The sequence below is a fragment of the Prevotella nigrescens genome (assembly GCF_031191185.1).
Taxonomy (GTDB): domain Bacteria; phylum Bacteroidota; class Bacteroidia; order Bacteroidales; family Bacteroidaceae; genus Prevotella; species Prevotella nigrescens.
This window is the reverse complement of record NZ_CP133464.1, coordinates 168,714-187,693: the sequence shown is the minus strand read 5'-3', so window position 1 is coordinate 187,693 and position 18,980 is coordinate 168,714. Positions and strand designations below refer to the sequence as shown.

The window sequence follows — 18,980 nt, the reverse complement described above, 5'->3', positions numbered from 1 at the left end:
GTGGCAGAGGTTTTTGTTGCCAGACTACACGCAAGAGCCATGCTGCAAGCATTCGCCAAGATTGCAGATGATTTCCTAAATAATGATAACCGTATGACAATCTAATATCCACACATTGTCAATACCTGTTGTCTTCCAATGCAAAACAGGCTGTTTTGCACTGCAAAAGGCATGTTTTTGCCGTGTAAAAGGGGCTGTTTTGCCGTATGAAAATGTAGGAACTTTAATGCGCTGTACGTCAGACGGTTATGCAATTGCCACATTTCTGGAATATATTTACATTCCGAACAGCCTGCCGACGGCTGTCTTTAATGGTTCTTCTTGTAGCTCAGTACAGCCCAGCAGCCCATAAAGAGTCCGATTACGGAGAGTGCCAGCACCTGGTGGGCAATGCTGCCGAGGTTGCCGCCACGTATGAACACGGTGCGCATGGCTTCTATAAAGTAGCACACGGGATTGACATACGTGGTGAGATAAGCTGCCTGCGGCATGGACCGGGTGGGCGTAAACAAGCCCGAAAGCAGCAAAAGTATGACCACGAAAAACCACATAACCAAAACCGCTTGTTGCATTGTTTCGGAGTAATTGGATATGATTAGCCCGAACGAAGAGAAGAAAACGGCAAGCAACATAGCCAGCAGATAGATGAGCGCGACACTCCCCACCGGGGTTATACCGTATACAGCCCAAGCCAATGCGAGGCAGACGGTGATGATGAAGAAGGCGATGAGCCAGTAGGGAACAAGCTTGGCAAGAATAAAAATCCACTTGTTTACGGGGGTAACGTTAATCTGTTCTATCGTGCCCGTCTCCTTTTCGCTCACTATGTTCAGCGTCGGCAGGAAGCCGGTTATCAGCATCAGCACGATAGTAAAGAGGGCAGGAATCATGAAAAGCTTGTAGTTAAGGTGCTCGTTGTATAGAAACAGCGTGTCGATTTTCGACTTCATGGCTGGAGCAGTGGGCATCACGCTCGACAGAACAATCTGCGACAGATAGGCAGAACCCATTGCTCCCTTTGTTCCATTCACTGCATTGGCAGCTATCAGCACTTGAGGCATGTGTCCCAAGGCAAGGTCGTGGCTGTAGTTTCGGGGTATGACCACTGCCATATCAGCCTCTGAATGCTCTATGTTGCCGAGTGCTGACGCGTAGTCAGGCTGCTGTCCGTGGAAGACAAAGTACCTGCTCGCCTCGATTTCGTGTACCAATCGCTGCGACGTAGTAGTGCGGTCGTTGTCCACAACATCTACAACGATGTTCTTCACCTCCATGTTCATCACCCACGGAAGCACACACATAACCATTATTGGAAAGACGATGATGAGGCGGGGAATAAACGAATTGCGACGAATTTGGGTAAATTCCTTCCGTAAAAGATATTTCAGCGTCATGTGTTTCTATTCTAATCGTTTATTGAACTTGGCAAGCGAAAGCGACAAAAGTATGACGAACATGCCCACAAGAACGGCCAGTTCGCGATACACTTGCTCTATTCCAACACCCATAATCATTAGTTTTCGCATTGCACTGATGTAGTATCGGGTAGGTATTATGGCAGATACATACTGCAAAATACGTGGCATCGACTCGATGGGAAATATCATTCCGGAAAGCATGACAATGGGCATCAGCAGCACCATAGCCGACAAAAGAAGTGCCACGAGCTGCGTTTTTGCAACGTTGGAAACCAGCAAACCCAACGAGAGTGCCAAGAGAATGTATATCGTGGAGATAAGAAATATCCAGCCCAACGACCCCTGCAGCGGTACGCCCAGCACGAAAATAGCCATGAGCAGTATGGCAATCAAGATGACAAAGGCAAGCACCAAGTAGGGAACAACCTTGGCAACGATGATGAGAAGCGGACGTATGGGCGAGACAAGCAACACCTCCATGGTGCCCCTTTCTTTTTCGCGGACAATGGAAATCGACGTCATCATGGCGCAGACCAGCATCAGCAGCGTTCCCATGATGGCAGGAACGAAGTTGTATGCCGACTTCATCTGCGGATTGTAAAGCAGCTTCGAGTTTACCAGACCTTCTTTCGGATTGGTCAAGACCGCCCCCGCATAGTTCGTCCAGAGCTGTGCCATGTTCGGGTCGGAGCCGTCTACAATAAACTGGACCGACTGTGTTGTGCCGCCATAGTCTTTCGGAAACACCACAGCCATGTCTGCTTTCTGGTTGCGAATGAGCCGTTTTGCCTCGTCAGGGGTAGCCACTACCTGTGTAAGCGTAAAGTTTTCCGATGCTGCCAGGCAGTCTGCCGCCTGCTGTGTGGCATGGTTTGCATTGCCCATAACCACTATGGTGCGCACGTTTTTCACGTCGGTGGTAATGGCAAAGCCAAACAGCAGCATCATGACTATCGGCATGCCAAACAGGATAAGCATGGTGCGCTTGTCGCGGACAATGTGCTTTGTTTCCTTGATAACGAACGAAATAAACTGCTTCATTGTATATTGAACATTGTAATGGCGTGTGTGTAACGAACTGCCTGCATATCTTTCTTGTTTCTTCTTCTTTGCTTTTTAGTCGGAGCTGCGTGTTGCCTGGCGTGCCAGATAGGTGAACACGTGGTACATGTCGGGCTGATTGAGCTTCTGTTTCAGTTCGTCGGGTGTCCCCAAAGCCTTGATTTTGCCGTCCACCATAATCGTTATGCGGTCGCAATATTCGGCTTCGTCCATGTAGTGGGTGGTTACAAAGACGGTTATTCCCTGCTCCGAGGCATCGTAAATCAGTTCCCAGAACTGGCGGCGAGTGGCAGGATCGACCCCTCCCGTAGGCTCGTCGAGGAACACAATGCCCGGGTTGTGGAAGATGCTGACGGAGAAAGCCAGCTTCTGTTTCCACCCCAACGGCAGACCGGACACCAAGCTGTTGCGGTGCTCGGCGAAGTTGAGACGCTGCAGAAGTTCGTCGGTCTTACGGTGGATTTCGTCGTCTTGCATGCCGTAGATGCCTGCAAACAAGCGTATGTTCTGGGCAACGGTGAGGTCTTCGTATAGCGAAAACCGCTGGCTCATGTAGCCAATGTGTTGCTTTATCTGCTCGTATTGGGTGCGAATGTCGTAGCCTAACACCCTGCCGGTGCCGCTTGTGGGTTGGTTTAAGCCCGTCAGCATGTGCATGGCAGTGGTCTTTCCGGCTCCGTTAGCCCCGAGGAAGCCGAATATTTCGCCTTTCCTGACCGTGAAAGATATGTCGTCCACCGCACGGAAATTGCCGAAAGCCTTGACAAGATGCTCTACCTCGATGACGTTTCCGGTGGTTTCTTCCACCTCGCTGCTATGTTTATGTTCTACGGGCGGAGGGTTAAAGACGGCTCTGAACTCGGTTAATATCTCGTCGGGCGTGCCTGTTCCCTTTACAATACCTTCGGAAAGGAACGCCACGCGCTCGCATCTTCTCACCTCGTCCAAGTACGGAGTCGATGCAACAACGGTTATCTGATGTTCCTTTAAATGTGCCAGAATGTCCCAGAATTCGGTGCGGCTGACTGGGTCTACGCCCGTTGTCGGTTCGTCGAGGAATAGTATTTGCGGCTTGTGAACGAGTGCACAGCAGAGCGCAAGCTTCTGTTTCATGCCGCCCGAGAGTGCCCCTGCCTTTCTTTTTCTGAAGCGTTCAATCTGCGAATAGATGGCCTTGATGGAATCGTAGTTCTCTTCTACCGTTGTATTGAACAGCGTTGCGAAGAACTTTAGGTTCTCTTCCACCGTCAAATCCTGGTAGAGCGAGAACTTGCCGGGCATGTATCCAACCCGCTTGCGTATCTCTTTCAGCTGGCTTACAACGTCGTATCCCGCAACCGAAGCCGTGCCTGCATCGGGCAGAAGCAGCGAACAGAGTATGCGATACATGGACGTCTTGCCTGCTCCGTCGGGACCAATCAGTCCGAAAACCTCGCCTTCGCCAACGGAAAAGCTCACGTTCTGCAACGCCTGCACCTTGCCGTAATGCTTCGATATATTGTTTACTTCGATGGCATTCATAGTCAGCCGCAATGCTTAGAACTTTATTTCGCCGTACATTCCAATCTTTGCGTAGCCGTCGTTTTGGAACTTTACCTTGATGGGATAGACCAAATCGGCACGCTCGTCGTCGGTTACGATGGTCTTGGGCGTAAACTCCGACCGGCTCGAAATCCATGTAACAACCCCCGAATACTTCTTTTTCTGCCCCTTTCCGTAGTCTGCCAGCACCGTAACCCTTTGCCCGAGCCTGACGTTTTTCAGCTGTTCGGAGGTGATGTATGCCCGTATGAACATGCTCTTGGTGTCTGCAATCTTGAACAACGGCTTGCCTACGGAAACGAATTCTCCCTGCTCTGCATACTTCTCCAATACTGTTCCGGCGAGCGGAGTCTTCACGAAAGTATGGGCAATCTGGTCGTCTATCTGTGCCTGCTGGGTGCGGACGCCTGCCTGCTGGGCGGTTACGCCAGCCTGTTGCGAGCTGATTCCGTCTATCTGTGCGGCTATTCCCTTGTCCTGTTCTGCCAATGCGGCGTTCTGGCTGGCTATCTGTTCGGTGGTGGCAGCGAGCTGTTTGCGCAGCACTTCAATCTGATAGTCGATGTCATCGACCTGCTTCCGTGGTACGGCACCGTCGTGCAGGAGTTCCGAAAAGCGCTGACGCTCCCGCTGCAGGTTGGCTATCTGCTGGCGAATGGACGCCACTTGCTTCTTCAAATCGAGCTGTTTGCTTGCCGTAGCCTGTCGGTTGGCAGCCAGCTGTCGCTTGTTTGCTTCGAGCAGACCGTGGTTTGCATCGAGCTGCTGGTTGCTTGTTGCCAGCTGCTCGCGCTTCAGTGCCAGTTGGCGCGAGTCTATCTGTCCCACCGTCAGTCCGCCGTTGAGCAGCTGTCCTTCGGTAACATTGAAGCTGATAAGCTGTCCCGAAGACTCTGCAGACACGGTAACTTCCGTCGCTTCGAACGTTCCCGTTGCGTCATAATCCTTCTTTTCCTCTCCGCAAGATGCCATCATAAAGGCAAGAACGGCTAATGGTACTATCTTCTTCATATCTTTCGGTTGGTTGTTTATTCGTTGTTGGTGTACTTCAGGTTGTACATTTCCTTGAGCATATCTATCTCGTGGATAGCCTGCTGCACCTTTGCCGCATTCTCGTTGTTTATTTCTCGCAGCAGACTGTTCACGTCTATGATGCCGTGAACCAGCTTCGATTCGGCAGCTTTGCGTACGTTTGTGCGCAGCACAATTATCTCGTCGTCGCCTTGCATCATCGTTCGGAAGCGGCTGATGTTGTCTGTCTGCTGTATCTGTTCCATGTTATTGTTGAACAGGAACACGTCGCGTGCGTTCTCAATCAGTTCGCGTTGCACCCTCAATCGTGCCTTGTCGTTCTTGCGCGTGTAGAGAGCGCCCACGTTCCACGACAGTCTTACGCCCACGATGCCGTTGAGCCGCCACTTACGGCTTATCATATCTTCGAACATATTCAGCCCCGGATAGCCGTAATAGCCCTGTGCAAAGAGTCCCAACGTGGGGCGTAGGCGTGCGTCCAAGGCTCTCTCCTGCACTTCGGAGAGCTTCAGCTGGCTGTCGAACAGCCGGAGTTCCGGTCGGTTGTTTGCCGAAGCGGTGGCTTTGACAGCCGCCGGTTTTCGGAGTTTGCTTACCTCTATGCCGCAAAAGACGCTTAACATGCGCTGCAACATCTGCCGCTGGGCTTTCAGACTTGCGTTCTGCTGCTCTGCGCCAAGGCGTTCTGCCCTTACGTTGTCAAGGTCGCTTGCGGCTGCCGTACCGCTCTTTACCATGGCAGCAAGTTTGTTTTCGCTCGACAGCAGAAGGTTTTTAATATCGCTGTTCAGCCTGATTTGTTCGTCGAGCAGCAGGAGCGAGAAGTACATTTCATTGACACGACGGTGCACCTGATACAGGTTTACATTGTTCTGTGCCTCCTGCACCGTTCCTTCCTGACGGGTAACGGCACTCTGACTGCTTATTGCACCGCCGTCGTAGAGTGTCTGCTGAAGGTTGATGGCTACCTTGTACTGGTCCTTTGCCAGTCCTTTCATCGCTATTCCCATCTGTTGGTACATGCTTTTCATGCGCTCGGGCCACGACACAACGTCGCTTTGGCAGGTTGCCTGCGCCGAAGCGGCAATCTGTGGCAGCCACCCTTTCTGAATGTTCCTGACTGTCAGCTCGGTTGTCCGGGCTATTAAGCCATACTGTTTGATAAGGGGATAGTTCTTCTCAGCCGCCTTTTGGCACTCTTCTAACGTTTGTGCTGTGGTGTTAGATGCTAATATTAGCAATATTGCAACTATGAATTTAGTTCTCATTTATGTTTGTTTATGCTTATGTTTTGTTGTTTAAGCGAATGTAAATGTGGCTTTATGGTGCAAAGGTAGTGCATATTTCCAATGGCAAGCAACCCTAAACTGCAATGTTGTGCGGTGCTTATGTGGGTGGAGTTGAGCTACTTTTGTGTGGCACTTCGGTGCTATTAGTTACTACTTTGAATAGCGAGCGCACATTTAAACACTGTTTTTCTCTGTCTTCTTCTATAATATATTTACCCATTGGCGCCATATTTAAGAGCACGTCTTGGGTGTATTCTTTTGTTTTAGGCTTACTTTTATAGCTGTCTAACACCTTTACAGCCAGTTTTATCTGGTGTTTGCCCGATGCAATAAGGCATTTGTTCATAGCCCAATATATAAGTCCTTTACCATAGGGTACACCATCTATTTCTAAAATAACTATTCTGTGTATCTCTCTAACAAACCATTCTTCTTTGAACAACAGTGTTGCATAGCCCCTATTAGCGTTTATCCAGCGTTGTGTTTTCACTATATATCTAACAATGGCAATATTTCCTGCAATGAAAGAAACTATAAGAACAAAGGGCAATGTGTATATGCCTATTTTAAAAGAACTATTTGCACAGTATGCCGAAACGAGCGATGCGCCAATAAGAACACACCCTCCGAAAACAAGAATGTACATTAATTTTTTTCTATTTTCCTGATGTCTAAACTTCGAACGCAGGAAAAATAAGCCTACAATAGCATAGAAAAAACAAATGAAAAATAGCCAAGAAACATAATCTACAGTTGTTATGGGCGAGAAAAGAGGTATGTTTAAAATGGTGTTTATCATACTTTTTGTTTTTGGTCTACCACTTCTTTATATATAGAATGTAAGGTAAGATGCTCGTTTGGTATATCTTCTTCAACGCAATATATGTTTCCTGGTTGGAAATCGGCCTCTATATATTGTTTAAAAAGTTGAACTCTGTTGTTGTATCTTCTAGGGGGACGCTTTTCTAACTTAAACTTAATGCGATGTGTTCCAGCTGTTATTAAACATTTCTTTCCTATCCAACAAACGGTGTCGAAGGCATATTCATCTTCGTCTACCGACACAATCATAGGTATATTAGGTACAAGAAAACTACCTCCAACCTTGAAAGTTAGTGTTGCATAGTTAGGATTTTTACGTAACCATTGCCGTTTCCGCTGTATGGTTTTTATCAAAACAATGTTCATAACCAGTATAAAGCCAACAATACAAATGGGACCTATGAACGAAAATATATTATTAAATAGGGTTACAGTTGCAAAAGAAACCATCATAGCCAGTACGTAAAGCTGAGTGAAACCAGTAATTTTGTTATGGCTAATATATAGCTTTTCTTGATGAAGCAACTGCGGACGTATGCTGAATGCCATAATTATGCCCATTACAAGCCCATATACAGCCGCTGTAAAGGTTATTATTGTTAATGTAGTATCCATAGTTTTGTTCTTTTTTCGCTCTCTTTCTTTCTGTTTAAATGCAATTTTTTGTTTGCAAAAGTTGTGTTTGACAGTTGAGTTAAACCAAACAGCAAGAGCAACTGGTGTGGTTTAACATCGGCAGATGCCACCTGTTACAACTCTGTTTGCAAACTTACACAAAATATCCGAATATCTACGTATCTTTATAAGGGTATTTTTTGTAAAACCATAGAAAAACTTTTTTGTTCTGGTTTCATCAATATTATTTACACCTATATATATAGTTGCGTTGCAAAACAAGTAAGCCGTAGAATAAAGGTATACGAAACCAATGAACAATCCCCTACATCTGCCAGCGGCTTTGCAGCTGCAAAAGGTGGCAATGGCTATCTATAAACAAACAGAAAACGGTGGTCTTTCTGCCTGATACTATGGCTTTTAGCCTACTATATATACACATATAAAACAGCCAACCCAGTGTTTGTTTTGTAAAGATTATTTTCTTAAAAGGCGATGGCTGCACTTTTGCATTGCAAAGGCATGGGTTTTGCGGTGCAAAACAACCGCTTTTGCCGTATAAAAGGGTAGGTTTTAAGAAATAAGGGAAAGGGTAACGCAAGGTATTGGTTATTAGATGGTTGCACGACTGCCATTGTTCTGAAAGATATTTACACTGTTGTCGTCTTCTTTTCGGCATGAAAAAAGCTGCCCGGCAGTATTCTGCCGGACAGCAATATAAGTGAATTGGTTTATCTGACGAGTAGCTTGTGGGTTACGGTGTCGGTGCCGTTCTGCAACGTTACGATGTAGATGCCGGCTGGGAAACCCAATGACGTGTCGGCAGACAGGGTGTCAGTGAAGAGTATCTTGCCGTTTGCACCTACTACGGTTGCCTTGACAGGGCTGTTCGTATAGATGTTTATTTTGTGGTTTCCGCCCTCTGCGGTTGCCACAACACGTTCTGTGCCATTGATGGAAGATGCCAATGAGAACATTACAGCAACTTCAGTGGCTTGTTTAATGATGAACTTCTTGTCTGTAATATCCTGTCCGTTGGCTTTCATCGAAACTACTTCGTAACCACTGTCTGGTGTTGCATAGACGGTGAGCTCGGTGTTCTTCTGCACCTTAGTGCCGCTTTTCACAACCTTGTCGGAAGGGTCTTTCACGGCTACTTCTCCGTTCTCGCAAGGCAGAATGGTTATGTATGCCTCGTTGCAGCCCGTTCCGTCGCCGTTCTCGGTATAGTTCATGACCCACAGTTTCGCCTTGGCGAGCAGTGTCTCGGAGTGTTCCACGTCGTTTGCGTTGGCTCCGAATGCTATCCAGAGCTTCGTTGGAGTGGTGCTGCCCGATGCTTCTTCGCCCGGATCGACGTATTTCGGCAGTGCATAATAGAAGTCGTTGAGCTGGCAAGCGTTCCATTTGTTTCCGCGTACGTCGATGTACCAGATGGCAGTGTTTGCCGACAGGTCGAGCCCTTCGAGCGTGTTTTCTGCCGCATCGAGCTTTTCGAGCAACACGTTCTTCGACAAATCGAGCGACGTGAGTTTGTTTTTCATCACCGAGCAGTCGAGCAACTTCGTGTTGTTCTTCAGGTCTATGCTCTTTATGGCGTTGTTGCTGAGGTGCAGCTGCTTCAGTTCCGGCATGTTCGACACGTTGATTTCTGTCAGCTTACAGTTTGTAAGGTTCAGCTCTATCAGCTTTCCGTTGTTCGACAGGTCTATGTCTTTCAGTGCCGTATTCTTCATGTTGATGAGCTGCAGCTCGGGATTGTTCTTCACGTCGATGCTGTTCAGCGTGCCCAGTCCGTACGCCTTCAGTTGCAGCAACAGCGGACACTTCGTTACATCTATGCTTTTTATTTCCTCGTTCATGGACACGTCGAGGTACAGAAGGTCGGCTTGGTTCGTTACGTCTATGGCTTTCAGCTGGTTGAAGTACATGTCTATGTACTTCATCTTGTTGTTCTTGGTCAGGTCTATTGCCGAAATCTTGTTGTCTGTGGCGTAGTCCGGGTAGCTTTCGCAGTTCAGATAGGTTACGTCGCCGTATATCTTGACCTGCGTTCCTTCCGTTGTTCCGTCAATGAAAGTCCACGATGTCTTTGCCGTATATTCTTTCAGGGCACCGTCTCCCCAGTCTATCTTCACGGGAGTGTTGTCGTTGTCTGCCCCTATACCGTAAGTGCTGGGCTGCCCTGCCGGTACGGTGAGCGTTATGCACCGCTCGTCTTGCTGTTCCTCGAACACAGCCTTGACCTCTGCATCTGCGGTAACGGCGAACAAGGTGTCCTGCACAAGTTTTCCATTAACCATTATTCCCTTGTACTGCTTGCCCTCTTCGGCAGTGTAGCGCACGCACAATATCGAGCCGGGAACGACCTTTCCGTCGCTGCCCACTTCGTTGTAGTGCCGTTCAAAGGCACTTTTGTCGGGCGAATACACCATGTCGCGTTTCATCACCTTGTAGGTTCCGCCTGTCGCAGGCTTCTGCGTTATCACTACTTCTGCCATCGAACAGGTTCCGTCGCCCTTTACGTCAATCCTCCAATGCGACTCCGGATTGTTGAACATAAGGTATTTTTCTGCATCTGCCGTCTCTCCGTTAGAGTCCTTTACATACATGTATCCCGTACGGTTGGGGTCTTGTATGGTCTGATACATGAAGTTCAGAGACTGCGGTGTGAAGTTTTTGTTGCCCTGCAGGTAGAGGTATCGCAGTGCGAAATAGTTTGCCGTGAAGTCGAGGAACTCAAGGTCGCACGCCTTTGCCGACAGTGTCTGCAGCCATTTCAGACCGCTCACTTCGAGCCGGTTGATGCGTATTGAGTCGCAATAGAGCGACTTCAGCGTTTCCATCTTCGACACATCGAGTTCCGTAAGTTTGGTTTTGCTCACGTTGAGGCTCGACAGTTTGAGGTTCTTCGACAGCCCGATTGTGCTTATATCGTTGTGTCCTATCGACAGGCTCTGCAGTTCCGTGTTCGCAGCAACGTTCAGTTTGGTGAGCTTGTTGTATGCTACGGCGAGGTTCTCCAACTTTGTCAGTCCGCTCACATCGATTGTCGAAATCATGTTTTTGCTCACGTTCAGCGATTTCAGCGATGGGTATTTCTCTGCCGGAAGGCTTATGTCCATCAGCGAATTGCCATGTAGGTCTATGCTTGTCAGGTTCGGAAACAGGTATGTATCGTAGAAATGGACTATGTCGCAGTTGTACATGGTAATCATTTTCATATTCGGATTGACGTCGGCAAAAGCCACAGTGGAGAGTTGCGGGTTCTCGTAGATGTCGAAAAATTCCAGCTTTGAGAACTCGCGGAGGTTGAGCATGTTTATCTTGTTCTTTGAAAGCGACAGCCGCTGAAGGTTCTTTGCATCGCCAAGGTCGAGTGTCGTGTACGTAAGCTGGTTATTGTTCAGGTCGAGACTCTTCAGTCCTGACTGTCCCTCAAGCTTTATTGCGGTAACTCCTTGTCCGGTTACGGACAGTTCGGACAGTGCTCCGTATATCTTCACGGTGTTGCCTTTCAGCACTCCTTCCCTGCGTAGCTTGTACGGCATCATGTCCGGACTCAGTTTATAATCTACTTTGTTGCCGTCTCCCCAATCCACCGATATGATGCCTTCTGCCATCGGTACCGGGTTGAAAACGAAAGTATCGCCATACGCCTTGCTCGTGGTGATGGTAACGATGCTCTGCTCTGCCGCAGCGTCGAGCACGGCGCATACGAGCATCGATAAAAGAAATAGCAGTCTCTTCATAATCTCTTGATAATTAAATTAAACAAGGTTTCGTTAAATTCTCTGCAGCAATACAGTACTGCTGACAAGAATTTAATGAAATATTATAATACTATTGCAAAAATAAACAAAAAGAGTTATAATGCTTACACAAAAGTATTGGTTTAACGTAATTTAACTTCTATACTGTTTAAACACCGCTAACGAGCTGTCTGCCACGTGTTTTCAGTCTGCATAATTGGAAGAGGTGGAACGGTGGGCGAGGTGTGATTTTACCATTCTATGACCTCGTCGGTGTTGGAGAGTACGGGTTGTGCGTTTTTAGTGTCGATGAGCAGCAGGCAGTAGATGTATTCACGCAGGCGGACGTCGTAGCATAAAGAGAACTGGGCGGTGTTGCCATTGACCGAAAAAGTGGTAACGAAAGGGTCGGAAGCCAACTGCTGTTGCGCATCGTGTGGCAGAAGGTGCGTGTCGTAGTAGTTTTCGAAGATGGGAGTGCCGTAACGGTTGCGGTAAATGTTGGTGAGTATGTTGTAGCTTCGCAGCGGATTGTTTACGTTTAGGAAGAAAACACGCACCGTGTCCACTCTGTCGGCATGATTTTTTCCTACTTCCACAATGCACGGAATGTTTTCGAAGCGTCCGCGAAATGTTGCGTTGCCCTTAGAAATGGGTAGGCGGAGTGGGGCAGTTTCGGGCTTGAAACCTTTTGCAGAGAGCGAATCGGCAAAGGCGGCAGCGGTGTTGTCGAGCGAGATACCACAGAAAGTAAGCGGCAGGTGCTCGGTAGCCGTAGAGCTTTGCGCAAATGCAGGGGCGCAAAACAGCAGCAAGGGCAAGAGTAAAAGTTGCTTCATATTCTTGATAACGTGTTTTTGGGTGGAATATTATAATAATGAAGGGGTGGGTGGGTTAGGTATTCTAGGAGAACTAGGAACCCTAGAAAAACTATAAACTCTATTCTAAAATAAAAAAAACGCCCCAAGGATTTCCCTTTAGGCGTTTTCTTTTTATTTTAAAAAATATCTTTTTGCCTGCTTAGATAGCTGCTGCAATCCAATCGTAAACACAGCTGCATACACCGAAGAGTACGATGCCTGCCGTGCAGAGGGCAAGGGTGAACTTGGTGTTGCAGTCGCTCTTGAATGTTGGCATAGGCGTATCGCAACGGATAATGTACATTGCCTTGACTATCTTGAGATAGTAGTAGAGCGAAACGACGGTGTTGATAAGTGCAACAAACAAGATGACGTAGGTCCATGCTCCCTCGGTCGTGGCAATGTCGGCACCGTCTACGCCCGACATGAACACGAAGAACTTGGAGAACATGCCCGCAAACGGAGGAATACCACCCAGCGAGAACATGGCAATGGTCATGAGGAAGCTGAGCCGTGGGTTGGTTTTGTAGAAGCCGTTATAGTCGGCAATGTTGGTCTTGCCGCCATTGTTCTGTTCTACAACCGAGATAATGGTGAACACAGCCATATTGGCAACCACATAAATAAGCACGTAGTAGCTGAGTGCAGCAACTGAAGAAGCCCAGTTGTTGCCCAATGCAGCAAGCATGATGTAGCCCGCCTGCGAGATGGAACTGAACGCCATGAAGCGTTTCAGTTCGCCCTGACGGATAGCGAAGAGGTTGGCAACGGTGATGGAAAGTGCAACGACAATCATCATGAGCACGTGCCAATAGGCCATCATACTGCCAAAGACGTGGAACAAGATGCTTAAGAGCGTGAAGGCTGCAGCACCTTTTGAGATTACGCTGAGGTAGCCCGTAACCGTGGTTGGCGCGCCTTGATAGGTATCGGCTGTCCAGAAGTGGAACGGAACAAGCGAAATCTTGAAGCCAAGACCGCTGAAGAAGAACACCAAACCCATAATGGTGAACGGCGTAGCCTGCAGATTGTCAGTGATGTCGCTAAAGTACATCGTGCCGTAAGCTCCATAAAGGAAGCTGATACCGTAGAGCATTACACCGCTCGAGAAGGTTGCTGTAAGTATAAACTTGGCTGCCGCCTCGGCAGAATTGTTGCGATAGGCATCGAAAGCGATGACGCACGCCATGGGAACAGATGCCATTTCCAAGCCAAGGAAGAACATAAGGAAGTTGCCTGCACTCATCATTGCCTCCATACCCAGCAGGGTAGAGACGACAAGCATGTAGAATTCGCCTTCCTTTCCGCTCTTTTCTGCCCACACCCGACTTTGCAACACCACGATGAAAGTACCGAAAGCAAGGATAGCCTTCATTACATTTACCGCAGTAGAGGTAACATACATACAACCGAAAGCGTCTTCGGGCTGTAGCTGAAGCATGCAAACCACAGTGTTGGCAAGCAAGAGAACGGAAGCCAAAGGATTGAACCATTTACGCTCTTCGGTCTTTGCTGAAATAAAGTCAGCAACGAAAAGGATTATCAGAATGGCAACAAGACTTGCCTCTGGTATCATCTTAAAGAAATCATTATAATTCATTTTGCTACTTTATTATTAGAGATTACCTAATTGTGGAACGTATTCGATGATGTGGTTGAAGATTGGACCAACCGCATCGATAATCATATTCTCGAAGAATAATGGGAAAAGACCAAGACCTGCTACACAGAAAATAAGACCTGCAACGGCGAAACGCTCGTCCCAAGTGGCATCGTGCAGCTCGTAGAACTTCTTGTTTGGAATGGCTTGGAAGAGTATCTTGCCCACCACGCGCAGTATGTAGACTGCCGTAATTACGATAGACGTACAGGCAATGATGGTGCAGACACGGTGGAACATGCCCCCGTTTTCGAACGAACCAATAAAGATTGTCATCTCAGCAACGAAGCCTGAGAAGCCCGGCAAGCCGAGATTGGCTAAACCTGCAACCACGTAAGACACGGCAAGGAATGGTATCACCTTCATTAAACCGCCAAGATAGCGGACGTCGCGCGTTCCGGCACGGTGGTAAATCATACCAATGCAGGCGAAGAACAAGGCTGTCATCAATCCGTGAGAGAGCATTTGGAGTATAGCACCCGTTATAGCGGTCTGCGTTGTCATAAGCAAAGCAAAGAGAACCATGCCACAGTGGGAAACCGAAGAGTAAGCATTGATGTACTTCAAGTCGGTCTGCACACAGGCAGAAAGTGCACCGTAAACCACAGAGATGGTTGTAAGGATAAGGAATACAGGTGCCCACATCTCTAAAGCATCAGGCATTATGTACATGGCAATGCGCAAACAGCCGTAGCCTCCCAATTTCATCAATACACCGGCATGGAGCATTGACACTGCCGTAGGGGCAGAAGCATGTCCGTCGGGCGACCATGTGTGGAATGGGAACAACGCTCCGAGAACGCCAAAGCCTATGAACACGAATGGGAAGAAGACGTTTTGAGCCGTCTTCGACATAGCGTGCATCTTCGCAAGTTCGATAACGTCCATCGTAGAACCACCACTGAAGTAGTAGATACCGAGGAAACCGAAGATGAGCAAGCCCGAACCACCCATCAGCATAAGGGTAAGTTTCATGGCAGAGTACTCTTTTGCACCTGTTCCCCATACTCCAATGAGAAGGTACATAGGTATCAATGCCACCTCGTAGAACATGAACATGGTGAACATATCGGTTGAAATAAAGAAACCGAAGACACCTGACGAGAGCAAGACGAACCAAAGGAAGTACTCCTTCTTCATTGGTTCGAGTTGCCAACTGGCAAATGTGCCCGTGAAAACAATGATTGCTGAAAGCAAAATCATTACCACAGAAATGCCGTCAACGCCCACTGCAAAGGCTATGTTCAGCGGTTTGAACCACGTAACAGAGTCTGCCAATAGCATTGTATCGGTATTTCCTGCAGCACGTTGTTGTACAAAATAGACGGTGAGCCATATAGCACCAATCAACAAGGCAGAGGCTCCTGCTACCATCACGCCGCGTACCTGATTGTCGTTCTTAGCAACCCAGAGGCCGCAAAGCATCAGTACGGGGATTATTACAAATATTGTTAAAATCCAACTCATCTCTTTATATCAAGCAAAGTATTACTAATGTTAAAGCCACAGTTCCTGTAATGAACCATATTGCATACTGGCGGACGTCGCCACTCTGCCATGGACGAATGCTCTCGCCAGCCTCCTGAGTTCCCCAAGCAAGGAAATTGAAAGTGCCATCAATGACATGACGGTCGAACCAAGCGATTGGAATGGAGAAGCAACGGAAAACAATCTTGTGGGTAAAGAACTGCCAGGCGTCGTCAATATAGAATCTGTTGAGAGCTGCCTTGTGGAGTTTCGGCATACGTTTCGCAAGCATGTCGGGCACAGGATTGCTCTTGGGCATATACATCCACGTAGCAAGCGCAATGCCGATGGCTGCTGCCAAGAGGCTGAACCAAGCTACACTTGAGAACTGGAAGTGCTGCAAGTGAATGTCGGCGCTCTGTCCCGTAGCTGAAACAAAGTGCCCGAAAGGAATCCAACCGGCAAATATTGAAATGATAGAGAGGAACACCAACGGACCCCACATAACGAAAGGAACTTCCTTCGGGCGGCGTCTGTTCTCCGGATCTTCCTCGTAATAGGACTTGCCCCAGAAGATAACGTAGTACAAACGGAACATATAGAAAGCCGTCATACCCGAAACCAAGGTCATGAACCAGCCTAAAGCGGGTGAGAATTGGAAGCAGGCACTGACGATTTCGTCCTTGGAGAAGAAACCGGCGAACGGCCAAACACCGCTGATGGCGATACAACCAACGAGGAAGCAGGCATTTGTTATCGGCATATACTTGTGCAATCCGCCCATATATTCCTTGAAGTTGCTGCCAATGATAACGATGATGGCACCGGAACAGAGGAACAGCAACGCCTTGAACATGGCGTGAGTGAACAGGTGGAACATGGAAGCCATGTAGCCCAAACCGCCTTCCTCGTTGTCGATGGCATAGCAAACGCCGAGCGCAACGAGCATGTAGGCAATCTGAGAAATGGTTGAAAAGGCTAAACCACGCTTTATATCGCGCTGACAACATGCTACGGCTGCTGCATAGAAAGCCGTAAACGCTGCAATGTAAGCAATCCAGTGGAGTTGCTCGATAGCACCATACTTAATATAAATGGGGAATAAACTTGCTACTTGGAACACACCCGCAACCACCATGGTGGCAGCATGGATAAGCGCTGACACCGGTGTTGGACCCTCCATGGCATCTGGAAGCCAGATATGAAGGGGGAACATAGCCGATTTACCCGCACCACCGATGAACATTAGGAACAGTGCTGTTGGTATAGCCCACGCTGTTACAGGGTCGGAAGCCAAGTTGTGCAATTGAGTAGATAGGGCACCGTCTGCCGAAAGGTCGAAATTGAACGTCTTTACATAGAAACTGAAGAACAGAATACCTATTAAAAAGAACAAATCGGCAAAGCGAGTAACAATGAAAGCCTTCTTGCTTGCATGCACGGCAGTGTGCTTTGGATAGTAGAAACCAATGAGCAAATAAGAGCAAACACCCACCAACTCCCAGAAAAGATACATCTGGAACACGTTGGTTGCTACCACAAGACCTAACATTGACATTGTAAACAACGACAGATATGCATAGAAACGTTGGAAACCGTGCTCGTATTCCTCGAACTTATAGTTCTTGTCGCGTTCCGCCATATAGCCAAACGAATAGATATGGACCATGAAGCTGACCGTGGTAATGACGATAAGCATCATCACACTGATGGGACTTAGACGGAAACCAATATTAAATGTCAATAACTCGGAGAACTTCAACCATGTTAGATTGAAGACGGTTACAGTGGGATAAACGCCACTTGCCAAGCGACCATCTACGACATGGAAGGTCTGTCCCATAGCGGTATATTCGCCAGTGTAGAAGAAATACTGGTAAGCCGTGTAGAGACTCAAGACAAAAAGCACGCCCACAATACATGTGCCGATGATACCTGCCACCGGTTTAGGCATCTTCATACCTGCCAATCCTAATACGATTGCGCTCAGAAAAGGTAGAAGAAGTATCAAAAATGCGTAATCAAACATAGTTCTTTTTTATAATTTCATATTTTCAATACTGTTCACCTGATCGCTGTGCAGGTGTCGGTAAACATTAATAATAATAGCTAACGCAACGGCAGACTCGGCTGCACTCACGCCAATAGAGAAGATAGTGAAGAACATACCTTCGTATCCATCGGGATAAAGCAGACGGTTGAAAGCCGCAAAATTTAGGTCTACGCTATTGAGAACTAACTCTATGGAGATGAGCATCGCTACCAAATTGCGACGAGTAACAAAGCCAAAGACTCCTATAAAGAACAATAAGCCACTAAGGACAAAGAAATATTCTACTGGTATCATTATTCTTTTACCTCCTCTTTCTTCTGTTTATTCAAAATAACCAAACCTCCGATGATGCACGCCAGCAAGAAAACAGAAATGAATTCGAACGGCAATACATAGCCATACTTGTCTGCGCTCATAAGTTTTTTGCCTATAACTTGCATTGAAACCTCCGTATCGGCAGTGTTGGCAGATGCTAATTCGCTGAAAATCTTGTTCTTCAGGAACACGCCTAATACCGTAGCAAGTCCTACAAGCGCAATTAAGGCAGCAAGAATGGTACGCTTTCCGAGCCATCTTTCAGACAAACCCTGAAGCGTTCGCTTGCTTACCAACTGGATAGCGAACACGTACATTACCGTGATACCGCCTGCATAGATACTTATTTGGGCTGCACCAAGGAATGTATAGTCAAGCAGGAAATAAAGCCCTGCTACGCCAAAGAGCACGAAAAGCAGTGCCGTTGCAGCACGCATGATGCGCTTTGTAGACACGCAGAATACTGCTGAGGCGAGTATTACTACTGCTAAAACTGCAAAAACAATTAAATTAGCCATAACTTTATCTCCTCTTTTATTTCTTTTTAGTGTTGAAAGTTCCTACTTCCCAGTCGGCTCCGCCGTCTACAAGGTTAGGCAATGAGCCGCCCTTATAAACCTCTTCGTTCAGATGTAGGACGAGTTTTGAACGGTCGAAAACTGCATTCTCAAAGTCGTTTGTAAACTTGATGGCATCGAAATTGCAGGCATTTACACACAATTGGCAGAACATACAGTCGCCCAAATCGTATTGATAGTCGAGCAATGCACGCTTCTTTCTACCTGTTTCAGGGTCTTGTTGCATTTCGCTCGTTATGCGAATAGTACCGTTTGGACATGCTTTCTCGCACATAAGGCAGGCTACGCACTTATAGTTCTCGCTTTCGTCTCGCTTAAAAACCAAGCGTCCGCGGTGCCGTGGAGCCACGTGCAGCGTTGTTTTGCGGTTTTCTGGATACTGCTCGGTAGACTTTGGCGTGAAGTATTCCTTCATTGTGGTCTTCAAACCAGTCGCCAATGTCTTGAAAGCACTCCCTATTTCACCGAAATATGATTCCTTTTTTTCCATTAGAATAATGAATTCTTAATTTACT

15 protein-coding genes are annotated in these 18,980 nt (G+C 47.5%); all 15 read right to left on the bottom strand.

The genetic code is table 11. From position 1 onward, the window contains the following. Positions 1 to 308: 308 nt before the first annotated feature. The 15 genes from RDV52_RS00675 to RDV52_RS00605 all read right to left on the bottom strand — a co-directional run bounded on the left by RDV52_RS00675 (position 309) and on the right by RDV52_RS00605 (position 18,955). The gene (locus RDV52_RS00675; protein ID WP_004367486.1) at positions 309 to 1,394 is read right to left on the bottom strand and encodes an ABC transporter permease; all 1,086 of its coding nucleotides are present in this window, start codon (positions 1,392 to 1,394) and stop codon (positions 309 to 311) included. A gap of 6 nt (positions 1,395 to 1,400) precedes the next feature. Next, positions 1,401 to 2,459, bottom strand: coding sequence for an ABC transporter permease (locus RDV52_RS00670; protein ID WP_004367485.1), 1,059 nt, complete (start codon positions 2,457 to 2,459; stop codon positions 1,401 to 1,403). 75 nt (positions 2,460 to 2,534) lie between these two features. Next, positions 2,535 to 4,001, bottom strand: coding sequence for an ATP-binding cassette domain-containing protein (locus tag RDV52_RS00665; protein ID WP_004367484.1), 1,467 nt, complete (start codon positions 3,999 to 4,001; stop codon positions 2,535 to 2,537). 15 nt (positions 4,002 to 4,016) lie between these two features. Then, complete coding sequence (locus tag RDV52_RS00660) at positions 4,017 to 5,033, bottom strand: HlyD family secretion protein (RefSeq protein WP_004367483.1); 1,017 nt, start codon at positions 5,031 to 5,033, stop codon at positions 4,017 to 4,019. 17 nt (positions 5,034 to 5,050) lie between these two features. Further along, on the bottom strand, positions 5,051 to 6,322 hold the full coding sequence (locus RDV52_RS00655; RefSeq protein WP_004367482.1) for a TolC family protein: 1,272 nt from the start codon (positions 6,320 to 6,322) through the stop codon (positions 5,051 to 5,053). 118 nt (positions 6,323 to 6,440) lie between these two features. After that, complete coding sequence (locus RDV52_RS00650) at positions 6,441 to 6,989, bottom strand: hypothetical protein (RefSeq protein WP_223381217.1); 549 nt, start codon at positions 6,987 to 6,989, stop codon at positions 6,441 to 6,443. Positions 6,990 to 7,138: 149 nt separating this feature from the next. Then, a complete protein-coding gene (locus RDV52_RS00645) occupies positions 7,139 to 7,780 on the bottom strand; it encodes a hypothetical protein (protein ID WP_004367480.1) in 642 nt (213 codons plus the stop codon). 731 nt (positions 7,781 to 8,511) lie between these two features. Then, positions 8,512 to 11,532 (bottom strand): T9SS type A sorting domain-containing protein, encoded by a 3,021-nt coding sequence (locus RDV52_RS00640; RefSeq protein WP_004367477.1) that lies wholly within the window; start codon positions 11,530 to 11,532, stop codon positions 8,512 to 8,514. Between the two features lie 251 nt (positions 11,533 to 11,783). Continuing rightward, entirely contained in the window at positions 11,784 to 12,371 is a 588-nt protein-coding gene (locus tag RDV52_RS00635; protein WP_004367475.1) for a hypothetical protein, read from the bottom strand. Positions 12,372 to 12,552: 181 nt separating this feature from the next. Then, on the bottom strand, positions 12,553 to 13,992 hold the full coding sequence (locus tag RDV52_RS00630) for an NADH-quinone oxidoreductase subunit N (RefSeq protein WP_004367474.1): 1,440 nt from the start codon (positions 13,990 to 13,992) through the stop codon (positions 12,553 to 12,555). 15 nt (positions 13,993 to 14,007) lie between these two features. Further along, positions 14,008 to 15,519: a complex I subunit 4 family protein gene (locus RDV52_RS00625; RefSeq protein ID WP_004367473.1), complete on the bottom strand. Its 1,512-nt coding sequence runs from the start codon at positions 15,517 to 15,519 to the stop codon at positions 14,008 to 14,010. 4 nt (positions 15,520 to 15,523) lie between these two features. After that, entirely contained in the window at positions 15,524 to 17,548 is a 2,025-nt protein-coding gene (locus RDV52_RS00620; protein ID WP_004367472.1) for an NADH-quinone oxidoreductase subunit 5 family protein, read from the bottom strand. Between the two features lie 9 nt (positions 17,549 to 17,557). Then, positions 17,558 to 17,866 (bottom strand): NADH-quinone oxidoreductase subunit NuoK, encoded by a 309-nt coding sequence (gene nuoK, locus RDV52_RS00615; protein WP_004361841.1) that lies wholly within the window; start codon positions 17,864 to 17,866, stop codon positions 17,558 to 17,560. Beyond that, the gene (locus RDV52_RS00610; RefSeq protein WP_004367471.1) at positions 17,866 to 18,405 is read right to left on the bottom strand and encodes an NADH-quinone oxidoreductase subunit J family protein; all 540 of its coding nucleotides are present in this window, start codon (positions 18,403 to 18,405) and stop codon (positions 17,866 to 17,868) included. Before RDV52_RS00610 ends, nuoK begins: the two co-directional genes overlap by 1 nt. Positions 18,406 to 18,421: 16 nt before the next feature. Continuing rightward, positions 18,422 to 18,955, bottom strand: a complete 534-nt coding sequence (locus RDV52_RS00605) for a NuoI/complex I 23 kDa subunit family protein (protein ID WP_004367470.1) — start codon at positions 18,953 to 18,955, stop codon at positions 18,422 to 18,424. Positions 18,956 to 18,980: the final 25 nt, after the last annotated feature.